General features: G+C 58.2%; 13 protein-coding genes. 4 read left to right on the top strand and 9 right to left on the bottom strand.

All coding sequences use genetic code 11. The features are described 5' to 3' along the window. Positions 1-2 precede the first annotated feature (2 nt). From J0H39_23995 to J0H39_23955, 9 genes are all read right to left on the bottom strand, one after another. Positions 3-581, bottom strand: a complete 579-nt coding sequence (locus J0H39_23995) for a winged helix-turn-helix transcriptional regulator (protein ID MBN9499822.1) — start codon at positions 579-581, stop codon at positions 3-5. 148 nt (positions 582-729) lie between these two features. Beyond that, positions 730-2406 carry a thiamine pyrophosphate-binding protein gene (locus tag J0H39_23990; GenBank protein MBN9499821.1) on the bottom strand — a complete coding sequence of 559 codons (1677 nt, stop codon included), beginning with the start codon at positions 2404-2406 and terminating at the stop codon, positions 730-732. A 45-nt stretch (positions 2407-2451) separates the two neighbouring features. Then, on the bottom strand, positions 2452-3954 hold the full coding sequence (locus tag J0H39_23985; protein ID MBN9499820.1) for a tripartite tricarboxylate transporter permease: 1503 nt from the start codon (positions 3952-3954) through the stop codon (positions 2452-2454). Further along, positions 3951-4400: a tripartite tricarboxylate transporter TctB family protein gene (locus tag J0H39_23980; protein MBN9499819.1), complete on the bottom strand. Its 450-nt coding sequence runs from the start codon at positions 4398-4400 to the stop codon at positions 3951-3953. Before J0H39_23980 ends, J0H39_23985 begins: the two co-directional genes overlap by 4 nt. Before the next feature lie 75 nt (positions 4401-4475). Next, a complete protein-coding gene (locus tag J0H39_23975) occupies positions 4476-5444 on the bottom strand; it encodes a tripartite tricarboxylate transporter substrate binding protein (protein MBN9499818.1) in 969 nt (322 codons plus the stop codon). Positions 5445-5497: 53 nt separating this feature from the next. Further along, positions 5498-6922 carry a UbiD family decarboxylase gene (locus J0H39_23970; GenBank protein MBN9499817.1) on the bottom strand — a complete coding sequence of 475 codons (1425 nt, stop codon included), beginning with the start codon at positions 6920-6922 and terminating at the stop codon, positions 5498-5500. 108 nt (positions 6923-7030) lie between these two features. Then, entirely contained in the window at positions 7031-7561 is a 531-nt protein-coding gene (locus J0H39_23965) for a TIGR02444 family protein (protein ID MBN9499816.1), read from the bottom strand. Positions 7562-7599: 38 nt separating this feature from the next. Then, positions 7600-8208, bottom strand: a complete 609-nt coding sequence (locus J0H39_23960) for a UbiX family flavin prenyltransferase (GenBank protein MBN9499815.1) — start codon at positions 8206-8208, stop codon at positions 7600-7602. A gap of 359 nt (positions 8209-8567) precedes the next feature. Beyond that, positions 8568-10064 (bottom strand): 4-hydroxyphenylacetate 3-monooxygenase, encoded by a 1497-nt coding sequence (locus J0H39_23955; GenBank protein MBN9499814.1) that lies wholly within the window; start codon positions 10062-10064, stop codon positions 8568-8570. Between the two features lie 487 nt (positions 10065-10551). On the opposite strand from J0H39_23955, the gene atzF reads away from it, so the two are divergent. From atzF to J0H39_23935, 4 genes are all read left to right on the top strand, one after another. Further along, entirely contained in the window at positions 10552-12348 is a 1797-nt protein-coding gene (gene atzF / locus J0H39_23950) for an allophanate hydrolase (GenBank protein ID MBN9499813.1), read from the top strand. A gap of 101 nt (positions 12349-12449) precedes the next feature. Then, a complete protein-coding gene (locus J0H39_23945; protein MBN9499812.1) occupies positions 12450-13403 on the top strand; it encodes an NrtA/SsuA/CpmA family ABC transporter substrate-binding protein in 954 nt (317 codons plus the stop codon). Between the two features lie 128 nt (positions 13404-13531). Continuing rightward, the gene (locus J0H39_23940; protein ID MBN9499811.1) at positions 13532-14263 is read left to right on the top strand and encodes an ABC transporter permease; all 732 of its coding nucleotides are present in this window, start codon (positions 13532-13534) and stop codon (positions 14261-14263) included. Then, positions 14256-15035 (top strand): ABC transporter ATP-binding protein, encoded by a 780-nt coding sequence (locus tag J0H39_23935; GenBank protein ID MBN9499810.1) that lies wholly within the window; start codon positions 14256-14258, stop codon positions 15033-15035. Before J0H39_23940 ends, J0H39_23935 begins: the two co-directional genes overlap by 8 nt. Positions 15036-15104 lie beyond the last annotated feature (69 nt).

The following is a 15104-nucleotide window of genomic DNA, read 5'->3' as shown; positions in this document are numbered from 1 at the left end:
GATCAGGCTGCACGCCTTTTGCTTTTGCGCTTCTCTATGGAATTCGCAGACTTCACAGCTGGCGCCTTCGACCACTTCGACGTGAAAGCGAGCATCGAAACCGCCTTGTCGCCGCAAGGGACGAGGCGCGCCAGCATCGATGACAACAGCGCAAACTCGGCGGCGCTGAGACAGCCGAAAAGAGCGTCGTTGACGGGAGCCTGAATGCTGGCAAGCTCATCGAGCAGCCGCTTCGCTTTGGGCGTCACCGTCAGCAAGACGCGACGGCGGTCGCTTTCGTTGACCCGCTTCTTCACGAGATCGGCTTCGACCAGCTTCGACACTTCAATGGTGACAAATGCGCCCGACAGATGAAGGTGCTCGGCAACGCGGCTTACGCCGACTCCCTTCTCACCCTGCAGGTAGGCGATCGATATCAGGGTCGTATATGCGATGCCTGAAATTCCGAGACGCTCGCCGAATCCAACCCGGCATTGGTCGACACGCGCGCTAAATGCCAGAAAGTCGTGAATGAAGGTGCGAAAAACCGCATCATCCCCTCCGGGCATCAGTTCTGGTTTTGTCACCGTCGATCCCGGCACGCGGGGCAACTCCTGATAGTTCGACTGGAATCAATTCAGCTTACTGGCTAACTGTAGGTATTAATTCAACGAGGGACAACGCAATATTCGCGCTCCCTTGGCTGCGTCATACCTGCTGATCCGTGTTCCCGGCCTGCTTATGACCTCCTCAGAGCGAGCGATCCGGAGTCAGTTGCTTGCGGTTGACGCGAAGTTCGATGATCGCGGGGCCACCCGCGTTAACCGCACGCGAAAAGGCCGCCGGGAAATCGTCATGTGCGTCGATGGCTTCGCCATACGCACCATAGGATTTCGCCAGCGCTGCAAAATCCGGATTCAGCAGATCCGTCCCGCTGGGGCGGTTCGGAAAGCTCAATTCCTGATGCATGCGGATCGAGCCGTACATCGTGTTGTTGACGATGATGATGACGACCGGGAGCTTCTGCTGAACGACGGTTGCGAATTCCTGCGAGGCCATCATGAAACAGCCATCCCCGGCGAGACAGACAACCCGGCGTTCGGGATGGCGCAGTTGCGCGGCGACCGCGGCGGGCAGTCCATACCCCATGGTGCCGGACTTCGGAGCGATCTGGGTGCCAAGGCCGCGATAGCGATAATAACGGTGCAGCCAGACCGTGTAATTGCCGGCTCCGTTTGTTACGATCGCATCGTCAGGTAATGCGGTGTTGAGGTGATCAATCACCTTCGCAAGATCGAAAGGCGGAAAATCCGGTCGCGGCGCCTGATACTCGACATAGGCCAGACGCGATTCCGCCCGCCACGCATCCCAGGACGAATGATCGAGAGGATCGAGCTGCGCGAGAGCTTCGGCAAAGCGAGAGGAATTGGCAGGAATGCCGAGTGTCGGCACATAGACTCGCCCGAGTTCTTCCGGCCCGGGGAAAACATGAATCAGTGCCTGCTTCGGCGTCGGCACATCGAACAGCGAATAATGATTGGTGGTGACGTCGCCGAGACGATCACCGATCACAAGAAGCAGGTCCGCCGTCTTTACCCGCGCCATCAGCGGCCGGCTGCAACCGAGGCTGATGTCGCCGATATATTGTTCGGAGCGATTGTCGAGCACGTCCTGCGACCGGAATCCCGCGACAACCGGCAGATTGTTTTGCTCCACGAAGGTGCGGAACCTGGAAGCCGCCTCTACATTCCAACCGAGATTCCCAACAATAACCAATGGACGCTGCGCCTGCTGCAGAAGCCGACGTACATCGGCCATCTGTTGGGCCGACGGCGCGGCATCAATGGTCGTCGCCGGCGCAGCATCGGCGACACTGCTTGTCGCGCTCAGCACGTCTTCGGGTATCGACAAGACCACTGGTCCCGGGCGCCCCTGCATCGCGACATGGAAAGCACGGCTGACAATCTCGGGAATGCGATCGACGGAGTCGATCTCCACCGCCCACTTCGTCATATCATCGAACGTCCGGCTATAATCCATTTCCTGAAAGGCTTCGCGGCCGCGATGGCTGCGCGGCACCTGGCCGACAATCAAGATCATCGGCGTGGAATCCTGCCATGCCGTATGTAAACCTATCGCCGCCTGCATCGCGCCTGGGCCACGGCTTACCACGCAAATACCGGGCCGCTTGGAGAGCTTACCGTCAGCCTCCGCCATGTGGGACGCCGTCGCCTCGTGCCGGCACATAATGAACCGGACACCAGCATCAGGCTCATAAACAGCGTCGAAAATCGGCAGTGCGCTTTCACCAGGCACGCCGAACATGCGATCGGCTCCATTGCGCCGCAACGCAGACACCAGAATTTGCCCGCCATTGCGCAAGCCGGCTTCTCCGGTCACGGCCTGCGCCGATTGATGCTTGTTCATGTTGTTAGTCCCGATCTCAATTGGAGGCGCGACAACGAGCCGTCGTCACTCCTGAAAGACTTCCTGGCGGCGCTTGCTGATGGAAGGCATCAGGATCGAAATCAGCAATCCCAGTGACAACAGCAGCAGAACGAGGCTAATCGGCCTCTGCAGAAACACGGTCGGATCCCCATGCGCCGTGATCAGGCTGCGGCGGAAATTCTCCTCCAGCATCGGACCGAGGACAAATCCCATCAGCAATGGCGCCGGTTCGGCATTCAGCTTGCGCAGGATGTAGCCGAGCGCCGTGAACCCGACCGTCATGTAAATGTCGAAACTCGAGTTGTTGACCGAGAAAACGCCAATCGCGCAAATCACGACGATGACAAGATAAAGGATCCGGTAAGGCACGTTGAGCAGACGGACCCAGATTCCAATCATCGGCAGGTTGATGATCACCAGCATCGCATTGCCGATGAACATGCTTGCGATCAGCCCCCAGAACAGATCCGGCTGGCGCGAAATGATGGTCGGCCCCGGAGCAATGCCGTGCAAGGTCAGCGCACCGACCAGAAGCGCCATGGTTGCGCTGGTCGGAATGCCCATGGTCAGGAGCGGAACGAAGGACGTCTGTGCTGCCGCATTGTTGGCCGACTCCGGCCCCGCGACGCCCTCAATAGCTCCATTGCCGAAGCGCTCCGGCGTCTTCGAAACGCGCTTCTCGAGCGCATAGGAGGAAAAAGATGCAATGGTTGCGCCGCCACCCGGCAGAATGCCGAATAACGTCCCCAACAGGGTCCCGCGCGTGACTGCGCCCCAGGCGCCACGCAGTACCTTGAACGACGGCCAGATGCTGTTGATCTTGGAGTGATTGACAATCCGCGTTGAAACGCCTTCCAGATTGGCAATGACCTCGGCAACACCGAACAGACCCATCACCAGTGCAACGAAGTTGATGCCATCCGACAATTCGATCAGACCGAACGTCATGCGCGCTTCGCCGGTATTGAGGTCCATGCCGACCATGCCAAGCAGCAGGCCGAGGAAGATCATCGCGATCGCATGAAAAGCCGATCCGTTGGCGAGCACAACGGCGGAGACGAGACCCAGCACCATCAGCGAAAAATAATCAGGCGACGCAAATTTCTGTGTCATCACGGCCAACGGCGGTCCGAGCAGCGCAATAATCACGGTTCCAAAACAGCCCGCGATGAAAGAGCCGATGGCGGCGATGGCAAGCGCCTCGCCCGCCCGCCCCTGCTGCGCCATCTTGTAACCATCGATAGCCGTCACCACCGACGTGGACTCGCCCGGAATGTTGACAAGGATCGCCGTGGTCGAACCGCCATACTGCGCACCGTAATAAATGCCCGCGAGCATGATGATCGCACTCACCGGATCGAGTGCATAGGTCGCCGGCAGAAGCAAAGAAATCGTTGCCACCGGTCCGAGTCCCGGCAACACGCCGATCAGCGTGCCGCAAATGGCGCCGATCAAACAGAACAACAGGTTGAGAGGCGTGGCCGCGACAGAGAAACCGTGGCCGAGAGCAGCGAAGATATCCGTCATGGCAGCACGTTCACCGGAATCTTGAGAAGCCAGACAAAGACGACGGAAGACGCGACCGCCAGTGCAATGCCCGTAATGACGCTCGCAAGCCAGGTGCTTTCACGCGAGGCGAAATGCGCGATGGCGACCTGCATCAGAACCGCAATCACGAGGCCAGCACGTTCGATCAGCAGGCCGAACACCGCGAAGGACAGCAGGATAAAGAAGAGCGGGCGGAGATGAATGGTGCCGACCGGCGAGCCCGTCGCGGCAAGGCCCTTGACCACAAGGACAAGTCCCATGCCCAGCAAAATCAAGGCAAGACCGAGAGGAAAATAGCCCGGCCCCATGTCGAGCACGGTACCGATCGTCAGAGTGCGGATGTACAGCAGCGCCACAGTCGAGATGGCAACGAGAAGAAATCCCGAATAGACGTCGGTATTTCCACGCCGAGCGATAGATTTCATTGGCAAGCTCCCATGCCGCCGGAAGACAGAAGGCGAGCGGTGAGACCTAGCTCACCGCCCGCCGATCGCTGAAGCTCAGGTCTTCTTTTCCGAGATTTCCTTGAGCAGCGCCCGCCACTGATCGACTTCCTTGGCGATCTGCGCGCTATATTCGGCTGGCGTCGTGAACACGGTCGACGCGCCTGCGACCGACATCTGCTTCTTCACCTCGGGATCGGCTGCCATCTTCTTGAGGGCATCGGAAACCTTTGTGACAATCGCATCGGGCGTCGAGGCCGGTGCCATGACGCCGTTCCAAGACTCAACCGCATATCCAGGCAGGACAGTCTCGGCGACAGTCGGAACCTTCGGGGCGAACTCGCTACGGCCTGCCGACGTCACTGCGAGAGCACGAACGGTTTTCGCCTCGAGCTGCGGCAGGGCATCCGTCATGTTGGTGAAAGACAGGTTCACCTCGCCCGCGACCACGGCGGCAGTTGCCGGCGCTCCGCCCTTGAACGGCACATGAGTCATTTTTGTACCGACGCGGCTATCGAACAGCGCGACCGAGTAATACATCAGGCCACCGGCGCCGCTCGAGCCGAAGGTGAGCTTTCCGGGATTGGCCTTGGCATACTTAACCAGATCGTCCATCGAGTTGATCGGCAGCGACGGATTGACGATTACCATCTGCGGGATGGTGCTGACGATGCTGATCGGCTTGAAGCTTTTAACCGGATCGTAGGACGTGGTCTGCGCCACCGGAGCAATCGAGATTGCGCCCACGCTGCAGATGCAAAGCGTATAGCCGTCGCCGGGGGACTTCGACACCAGATCAGAACCGACGATGCCGCCTCCACCCGGACGGTTGTCGACGATCACCGTCTGCCCGAGTTCTTTTTCAAGAAAACGCGCAGTAATACGACCGACGGAGTCGGTATATCCTCCGGGAGCATAAGGCACGACGAGCTTGATCGCCGACTTGCTCGGCCATTCCTGCGCGGAAGCAGTAGAAACGCTTAGTCCGGTGCCCACAAGCAAGGCTGCTATAAGAAGTCGCTTCATTGGAGTTTCCGATCGTTGAGAGGTTTAGTGAGACGGCCTTATGCAACGTGAATTTATGCGATGTTCGATCCGTCGATCCCGAGCGACTGGATCGCCGTATTGGCACCCGGTGTAAAATCGCCAAGCTCGATATCGGTTTTGGCAAATTCAACACGCCGGAACTTGTCCTGATCCTCAAAAGGCACCGTTGCGTCGATACCGAGTTTGGTGCGGATACCATCCTTGCTGACACGAACATATTCGTGCCCACGCGCGCCGGGAATGAGGAATAGATCGCTCGACGCTTCCATGCGTGTTGCGATCGCGTACTCGACATCGATCGGGTCGCGAATATCGATATCGTGATCGACCACAGTGATCAGATCCAAATCCTTCAGCGCGCCGAACGCCGCGAGAATGGCGTTGCGCTGCAATCCATTGTGCTGACGGCTCCGCTTCTCGACCTGAATGATTGCATGAAAACGGTGCAAACCGCCCGACGTCATCTCAACATCCGTCACGATCGGGATTGCAGCCTGCAATACCTTGAGAAGGCTCGCTTCCAACACGTATTTGCGCAGGATAATCGTCTCGCGGCCGAAGCCGTTGATGACGTGATAGATCGGCCGCATGCGGTGGGTCACCGCCGTGACCTTCAGAATGGGGGCATCGGCCGCGGGAGCGGCGAACCCGACGAACTCGCCGAACGGTCCTTCCGGAGCAACCTCGTCAATCGAGATTTCGCCTTCGAGCACGAACTCGCATTCGGCCGGAACGATCATGTCTTGCGACACGGCCTTCGCAACCGTCAACGGCCGCCCCGCAAGGCCACCGGCAACTGCAAGCTCGTCAGCCGTCTCAGGCATCTGCGAGCCCATCGTGGCGGCGGTAAAATGCAGCGCAAGATCCGTACCGATACAGACGGCGACCGGCAGCGACTTGCCGCGCGCTTTGGCGCGTTCGAATGCCAGACGAAGATGCCGGCCGAAGTCGAGCTTGATTGCGAAGCGATCCGGCCCCAGCAACTGCAAGCGATGATAGGATGCGTTGTAGATACCCGTCTCAGGATCTTTGACGATCACGATCCCCGCGGTGACGTAGCGCCCTGCATCACCCGGCGCGTGGAAAAGCGCAGGCAGCAGCTTGGTGACATCGAATCCGGTTTTAAGAACAACCTCCTGCGAAGGCGCATTCGTGACGAGTTCCGGCGGCAATGGTCCGCCGAGCGCGCGCTGAACCAATCCGCGGATGCCACGAAAATCGAGATCAAACGCAGCCTCGCAATTCTCCTTCGAGCTGAGAAGATTACCGACCAGCGGAACATCGTATCCCTTGACTGCGGGAAACAGCATCGTTTGGCGGCCATCGTGCTTCTTCAAGACCGCTGCGATTTCAAGATGGGGGTCCGCCGTCTTTTCAAACGTCAGGATGCGATCTTTCTTGGCAAGACGCGCCAGCGCCGAACGAAAACGAGTATCGAGAATTTGCGGCTGCGCCATATCAGGTCCTGTCCCCACAAGAAATTGCATTGGACGATAGTTAAATTACAAAGCTAGTCAAGAACACGAAACAAGCATTCGCTGATTAAATTAACAGCGTGCACCGCACTATGCAGAGAGCCTGGCGGTCGCGCCGAGAATGACATCGACCTCAGCAGAGACTTCGATCGTTGAGGAATCGGCACCAAAGCACCGCACAACGTCTGCCAGAATGCCGCGGACCTGATGTCGCGAGAGTGCGGCCGGTGCCCGTGTTTTATGCTGCAGCCAGTTGCCGAGCAGATCGTTCTCGATCTGCTCAGCCTGAAGCTCATCGGCCTTGATGCGCGAACGCAGCTGGTCGGTTTCAGATGTTGGAGCGGGCGCCGGTCCAGACTTCAAAGCGGTTCGCAGCGCACGCAGAGGATGAACGACCTGCTCGCGCCATGGACGGCAAACACCGTCCAGTGCTTTCACATCTTCAAAGGACAATGAGATATTCTTTTGCGACGCAGCGAATAAGACAGCAAGAAGCATCATCACATCGACGCCCGCAATAGATTGCAAACGAAGGCACGCTTCGGCCACGCCGGACTCCGCATAGAGACGCAACGCGAAAGACCAGCTTTCGTTCGAGAAATTCTCGCCTTCCTTTGCCATTCGCGCCCTCCCCCAAAGACCCGTTGCAAATTAACCCGTCACTGATCTCGACTTTTACTCGGAGTAAGCCCTTCCCAGCGACGGACGACATCCGTCTTGATCGCGAAAAGATCCAGCACGCGCCCCAACGTCTGATCGACCATCTGATCGATGCTTGACGGCTTGGCATAGAAGGCCGGAACCGGCGGATAGACGATCCCGCCCATTTCAGTCACCGCAACCATCGATCTGAGATGACCGAGATGCAGCGGTGTTTCGCGGACCATCAAAACCAGACGACGGCGCTCCTTCAACACGACGTCGGCGGCGCGCGTCACCAGTGAAGATGTTGCGCCAGACGATATCTCCGCCATACTGCGCATGGAGCACGGCGCGATTATCATGCCCATGGTGGCGAACGATCCGCTGGAAATCGTGGCTCCGATATTCTCCGCCTGATGGACGACATCGGCGAGCGCGAGGACATCGGAAACCTTGATATCCAGTTCCTGCGCCAAGGTGATCTTGGCCGACTTGCTCAGCACAAGATGTGTTTCCACGTCAGTCTGCTGCAATAGCTGAAGAAGCCGGACGCCATAGATGGCACCGGACGCTCCGGTCATGCCGACGATCAGTCGCCGCGGCTCGGTTTCAGCTTGGATCGAAATGGCGCGCCTCCGTCAACACATGGCTTCCCGTGCAGGCCCCATGGGCCGCATTTGCCGCATGGCAAGTAGCTTCGTAGGCATTCGGTCAGCCGACCCCTCCCCGCATCTGAACCGGCGATGACGACATCGGCGGTGAACAGATGCACCTTTATATTCATGGACGAATGGTTCGGCTGTGTAAACGTCTGCCGCAGCGGATCATCATCCGCCGCACCATCTGGCTGCTCGATATCTTGGCTAAGCTCCGCTTACCGAACGCCGAGAAATATAGCCTCAGCACGCAACATCACGACGGATCGACAGCGCGCAATCCATCGTGAAGGGTGTCGGCGATAATGGCCGACCTTCGGTCTATCCGATCAAGCGACCGCGCGGGACGCCGGAGATTTTCCACCGGTTGTGAGTTCATCCGCCAGATCGTAGCTGGACAGCATCTTGTCGAGCAATGCAGTCGACTGCGCCCAATCGAAGGTGCGGAACGCATGGCCCTTGGTGACGAAGGTCGCGCCGGCAAAGAACATTTCGTATTGCGAATGCCGCGATGCAAACTCGGACCCCACCGCATCCCAGGCAAGCTTGTAGAACTTCACCTTGTCGACGGCATTCGCCGCCGGCGACTGCTGAGTCTTTCCGATCAACGCCGCCAGTTCGGGATTTGCGAAATCCTTCACCGAGGAAGGCAGCATGATCATGCCGCCGCCGGCGAGTTCGCGCAGTGTGTTGATGACCTTTGCATAGAGCTGCTGGGTCAGCACCTGTGCTCCGTACAGGAGCGCCCGGTCTGGCGTGAAGTATTGACCGCGCTGCGTGCCCTTGGCTTCCATGCCGAGCACGAAAGCTTCCACCATCGAGACTTCGGCGGCAAGCTGACCGAGCATTTCCCGAACCTGCGGGAAGCCGACGATGCCATTGATCTCGGCAGTGCGATGCGCGACACCGGTAAGAAAGCGCAGCTTGACCGTCAGCCGGATCATTGCCTGATAGTTCTGATATACATGCGCCGGCGTCGCATGGAACTGCTTCTGGCACATCGCGATGTCCTGATCGATGAACACGCGATCCCACGGCACCTTCACGTCATCGAAATAGAGCACCGCGTCGTTTTCGTCGAAGCGGCTGGAGAGCGGGCTATCGAATACCGAATTCGCGCCGGCTTCATAGGATTTGCGCGACAGGATCTTCAGACCCTTGGTATTCATCGGAATGGCGAAGGACACCGCGTACTTCTCGTCGCCGGGCTGCAGCGGTTGAATGCAGGTGACGAAAACTTCGTTGGCCATGATTCCGCCGGTGGCCAGCATCTTGGCCCCGCGGATGATCAGACCATCTGCCTCACGCGAAACAACGCCCGCCGACAGGAACGGATCAGCCTGCTGGGCCGCACTCTTGGAGCGGTCAGCCTGCGGATTGATGATGACGTAAGTCAGATAGAGATCGTTGTCGCGCGCATGGCGATAATAGTCAGCAAGAGCCTTTGCACGTTCGGGATTATAAGCCTCGAACACATCGAGCCCCATGAACATTCCCGCGATGCAGGATGCGACATGGTCCGGCGCGCGGCCCATGAATCCCGCATGAAGTTCGGTCCATGCCTCAAGGCCCTTACGGCGCTTGACCAGCGCGTCGTAGCTGCCCGGCAATTCCCATATCCGGTTGGCGCGGGTTCCGGTCTCAGTCTCGAACGTCATGAGATCGCGATTTTCCGGCGCGCTCTGGAAGTCGAACATACGTCCGATTGAAGCGACTGCTCCGCGATAGGCTGGATGGGTGGTAACGTCCTTGACCAGTTCACCATCGAGGTAAACCTCGCGGCCGTCACGCAGGCTGGCAATATGCTGTTCGCCGTTCTTGATCATGATGCTCCCCAATTCCTGCAATGCTCACCGGCATGGCGGCCACTCAATTAACTTTGATGCAAAGCTATAATGCCAAGTGAGAAGGCGTCAAGTGGCGACTGTCCCGTTTCACCCGCCTTCTCGGATCGATTCGGAGGGGCATGCTCAGCCGTTCCATTTGGTCAGGCGACATGGGCTGAAGCAGATGCTCATTTCCGATGCGCTGAACTGCTTACGTTATGTGCAACCGAACAAATTCCAGTACCAAGCTGGTTCCGCGGGCGAAATCATACGCTTAACCGCGATCTGATGGTTTGCGTCAATACGTGCGACGCGACTGGCTTAATCATGGCAAGGCATCAACGCCTTTATCTAAGCTGCTATCTGATTGCATCATTCGTCATTGCTTAAAGATCTCACACAATCCGCACGTCGGAAAACTGGAACACTCATTGCATGATCCTTGCATGGAGACGCGCATTTCGCGCAACCGATGCAGGAATAACAAGTGCCCGAAACTGTCGCCTCGATCCTTGCATCGCATCGTGCACGGACCGTTACGCCCGAGCAGACGATCGCGCGGACGATCACCCGTATCCGCGCGCATGGCGATGCGGCTATCTTCATATCGTTGCGTGACGAAGCGGATCTGCTTGCCGAAGCGCGGGCACTAGGCGCGAAGAACCCTGAGGATTATCCGCTTTACGGCATTCCTGTTGCGATCAAGGACAATATCGACGTCGCGGGTCTGCCCACCACGGCGGCCTGCCCTTCCTTCACCTATATGCCGCAGCATGATGCGACTGTTGTCGGAGGGTTGCGCAAAGCCGGCGCGATTATTGTCGGGAAGACAAATCTCGATCAATTCGCCACCGGCCTCGTCGGTACGCGCTCGCCTTACGGCATTCCGCGCAATCCCCTGAATCCGGACCTCGTGCCCGGCGGCTCAAGCTCCGGCTCCGCCGTCGCCGTGGCAGCAGGCCTGGTGCCGCTGGCTCTCGGCACTGATACTGCCGGTTCAGGCCGCATCCCCGCCGGACTGAACAATATCGTTGGCCTCAAGCCATCGCGCGGGATGCTCTCGACCACAGGCGTCGTCCCGGCCTGTCGCTCGCTCGATTGCGTGTCCGTCTTCGCGCTCACTGTCGACGATGCCTTTGCCGCACTGCAAGTCATGGCCGCTCATGATCCATCGGATCCGTTCTCGCGATCCATTCCGCCGGGTGAGCTGCTTCCGTCAAATCCTCACGTCAAAATTGGCGTCCCGCGGCTGCAGGATCTCCATTTCTTCGGAGATGCTCAAGCCGAAGCTTCATTTTCGTCTGCGATTGAAAATCTTGCCCAGTTGAATGCAGAGGTGATCGAGGTCGATTTCACCCCGTTTCTGGAAACAGCGCGTCTTCTCTACGAAGGGCCTTGGATCGCCGAACGCTACGCGGCGGTCGGCGCTTTTATTGAAGCTCATCTCCCCGATATTCATCCAATCACCCGCAATATCATCATGGCGGGAAAGACCCCATCTGCCGTCGATACGTTCCGTGCATTCTATCGGCTCGCAGAATTGCGCACGCAGGCTATCGGCATCCTGAAGACCATCGACATGCTGATGGTGCCGACCGTACCGGCTGTCTACACGGTCGCGCAGCTCGACGCCGATCCCATCGCCCTCAACAGCAATCTCGGCACCTACACCAACTTCGCCAATCTGCTCGATCTGGCCGCCATCGCCGTACCCAATCGCATCGCGGCAAATGGAACGCCTTTCGGGGTGACGCTGCTGGCGCCGGCCAGGCAAGACGCGACGATCGCCGGGTTTGCTGACAGGTTGCATCGACAGGCCGATTTGCCGCTCGGAGCGCTGGGGATCAAACGTCAGGCAAACACGAATCTTGGTCTCAACGCGTCGCATCCCGACAAAGTCGCGCTTGTGGTCGTTGGCGCGCACATGTCCGGCATGCCTCTCAACAACGAGTTGCGCATTTTGGGCGCGAACTTGATGGAGCGTTGTATCACCTCTCCGGATTATCGTCTGTTTGCTCTTCCCGGCACCGTTAACAAGCCGGGTTTGCTTCGCGTCAGCGACAACGAAGGTACCTCGATTGAAGCTGAAATCTGGTCGCTGAGCTTCGAGGCATTCGGGCGCTTCGTCGCCACTGTGCCGCCGCCGATGAGCATCGGAACAGTTCGCCTTGCCGACGGACGCATCGAAAAAGGCTTTCTCGTCGAAGCCGCAGCGATCAATGGAGCGCGCGACATTTCCGAATTTGGTGGGTGGCGGCCCTATGTCGCATCAGCAGGAGCTTGAGACGGTGATGATCTTGGCATCGCTCTTGCTTCGTCAGTATCTGACTGCCGCCATCTCAAGCGGCGAACCAACTGATTTCTATCCAGCAAGGAGCACCGAGCATGATTCGTCGTCGTGATTTTCTGATTGGCGCAGGTATCGCAACCATCGCGGCCCCTTCGATTCTTCGTGCTGAAGAACCTGTCGTTATCAAGATGGGCGCGCTCAAGCTGATCCATTCGATCGCGCCTTATTTCTACGACAAATTCACGCCCGCCGGATATCGCGTCGACGTCATCCCGTTCGAGAGTCCGACTGAAGGCAAAAATGCCGTTGTGACCAAGAGCGTCGATTTCGGCATGTTCGGCATCGCCGCCGCGACGCTGGGCGCGGCAGCGGGCGAGCCGATCACGGTGATCGCCAGTGCCTGCAATCGCGGCATGGCGGTGGTCGCAGGCGCAAATGACTCTAGCATCAACACAATCAAGGACCTGAAGGGCAAGAAAGTCGCGATCTGGCCCGGCTCCACGCAAGAGGTCTTCATTCTCGAACGATTGCGGATGGAAGGCCTGTCGATCAAAGACATCACGCCGATCCGTGTATCGTTCAGCGAAATGCATCTCGCGCTGGCGCGCGGCGACGTCGACGCCTATGTCGGCGCGGAACCCGGCCCCGGTGTCAGCCTCGCGAGCGGGATCGGCAAAATCGTCGAATATCCCTACAGCACGGCTATGGGCTCACTGAATATGGTGTTTGGCGCCCATCGCGATACGCTTTCAAGCAATCCGAAGATCACCACCGTCATTCTCGACATCCATCGTAAAGCTTCGGAGTTCGCGATGAAGAACCCGGGTGAGATGGCCGCGATGGCAACGGCAAAGCTCGGCCAGAAGCGCGAGGCCATCGATAAATCCGTCCCGAATGTCGAGCTGACCTGGAAGTTCGGCGACAAGGAAGTCGCTCAGTCCGAGACCTATGCGGAACACATGCTTTCCCTGAAACAGATCAAGCGACTGCCCGACTTCGCAACATTCTTCGACACCAGCTTTGTCAAGAAGATGGAGAAGCAGGCTTGAGTTCGTCGCTCGACACCGTGTCCAATATTACGCCGTCGCGAACCGAGGTGGAGCGATCGCCATCACGGATCGCGCCGATCTGGACAAAATTGCGAGGCCTAGTCCTCGCAATCCTGTTCCCTATTGCAATGCTGATCATCTGGCATCTTCTGACTTACGGTCGGAAATACAGCCTGATTCCTTCGCCCACCGACGTTGCACTGTCACTTTACGATCTCGCCTTTGGCGGGATCAACGACGATGCCTACAGCCAGTCGTTGATGACTCACCTCCTGGCATCTGTCAGCCGAGTCTATGGCGGCTTCGCCATCGCCGCGATTGCTGCAGTGCCGCTCGGGCTGATGATCGGGCGAATTCCGCTTATCCGCAGTCTGCTCGATCCAACTTTGCAGATCATGAGGCCCGTTCCGGTGACGGCATGGCTGCCGCTGTCGATGATCATGTTCGGGCTTGGCCCGCGCTCGGCATTCTTTCTGGTGTGCCTTGGCGCGTTCTATCCCATTCTGGTGAACACGATATTCGGCGTCCGCTCCGTCGATCCGCGACTTTTCGAAGCCGCGAGCATGCTCGGCTGCCAGGGACCCGCGCAGTTTTTTCGAGTCGTTTTGCCGGCAAGTCTTCCGGCGATTTTCACAGGCCTTCGCCTCGGTCTTGGATTTGCTTGGGTGGTGATTGTGGTCGGCGAAATGACCGGTGTTCAAACAGGTCTTGGCGCGATCATCATGGAAGCCCGCCAGTTGTCGCGCACCGAGATCATCATTTCCGGAATGATCATTATCGGCGTGGCCGGATTCCTGTCCGACCGCATGGTGATGTGGCTTGGTAAATCTCTTCTGCGATGGAGTCCAAATTTTGTCTAAAGCTCCGATCCCGATTATTGATATTCGCAATGTCAGCAAGCAGTTTGAAATGCAGGGCCAGCGGATCGACGCGCTCCGTGACGCCAATCTGCGCATCAACAAAGGCGAGTTCGTTTGCTTGATCGGCGCCTCGGGTTGCGGAAAATCGACTCTGCTGCGTATCGTCGCCGGTTTCGAGACCCCGACCAGAGGCGATGCGCTGATGTGGGATGTACCGATTCCTGGTCCCGGCCCGCAGCGAGGGATGGTGTTTCAGGACTATGGCCTGTTTCCATGGCTGACAGTGCGCGGGAATATTGCGTTCGGACCGAAATCGCGCGGACGCAGCACTGCAGAGGTACGAGACACAGTCGAGCGGTTTATTTCGCTTGTGGGATTGCAAAAATTCGCCGATGCCTATCCGCACCAGCTCTCCGGCGGCATGAAGCAGCGCGTCGCGATCGCCCGCGTGCTGGCGAACGATGCCGAAGTGGTGCTGATGGACGAGCCGTTCGGCGCGCTGGATGCGATGACACGCGACCGCCTGCAGGATGAACTGCTCGATATCTGGCAGCGCACAGGATTAACGGTACTCTTCGTGACCCATTCGATCGAAGAAGCGATCTTTCTGGCGGATCGCATCGTGGTCATGTCGCCCGGCCCCGGCCGCATCGATAGCGAGATGGAGATTTCGCTGCCTCGTCCGCGCGATGTTGTTGCTTCGGATTTCAACGACATCCGCCGCGAGCTATCGCTGCGTCTCCATAGTCACCACGGCCGCAAAGCTGCGTAATGGATTAGCGCAGTTAAACGATGAGCTATGTCTGCCTGTAAATGCAGGCAGGATGATTATCGCTAATAT

This window comes from Alphaproteobacteria bacterium (genome assembly GCA_017308135.1).
Taxonomy (GTDB): domain Bacteria; phylum Pseudomonadota; class Alphaproteobacteria; order CACIAM-22H2; family CACIAM-22H2; genus Tagaea.
The sequence above is the reverse complement of the archived record's forward strand: the minus strand, read 5'-3'. Positions and strand labels throughout refer to the sequence as shown.

What these genes read in the sequence shown, in the direction of transcription:
- J0H39_23985 (MBN9499820.1), bottom strand. Translation starts at nt 3,954, where the DNA reads ATGACGGATATCTTCGCTGCTCTCGGCCACGGTTTCTCTGTCGCGGCC.
- J0H39_23980 (MBN9499819.1), bottom strand. Translation starts at nt 4,400, where the DNA reads ATGAAATCTATCGCTCGGCGTGGAAATACCGACGTCTATTCGGGATTT.
- J0H39_23965 (MBN9499816.1), bottom strand. Translation starts at nt 7,561, where the DNA reads ATGGCAAAGGAAGGCGAGAATTTCTCGAACGAAAGCTGGTCTTTCGCG.
- J0H39_23955 (MBN9499814.1), bottom strand. Translation starts at nt 10,064, where the DNA reads ATGATCAAGAACGGCGAACAGCATATTGCCAGCCTGCGTGACGGCCGC.
- J0H39_23970 (MBN9499817.1), bottom strand. Translation starts at nt 6,922, where the DNA reads ATGGCGCAGCCGCAAATTCTCGATACTCGTTTTCGTTCGGCGCTGGCG.
- J0H39_23940 (MBN9499811.1), top strand. Translation starts at nt 13,532, where the DNA reads ATGCTGATCATCTGGCATCTTCTGACTTACGGTCGGAAATACAGCCTG.
- J0H39_23990 (MBN9499821.1), bottom strand. Translation starts at nt 2,406, where the DNA reads ATGAACAAGCATCAATCGGCGCAGGCCGTGACCGGAGAAGCCGGCTTG.
- J0H39_23975 (MBN9499818.1), bottom strand. Translation starts at nt 5,444, where the DNA reads ATGAAGCGACTTCTTATAGCAGCCTTGCTTGTGGGCACCGGACTAAGC.
- J0H39_23945 (MBN9499812.1), top strand. Translation starts at nt 12,450, where the DNA reads ATGATTCGTCGTCGTGATTTTCTGATTGGCGCAGGTATCGCAACCATC.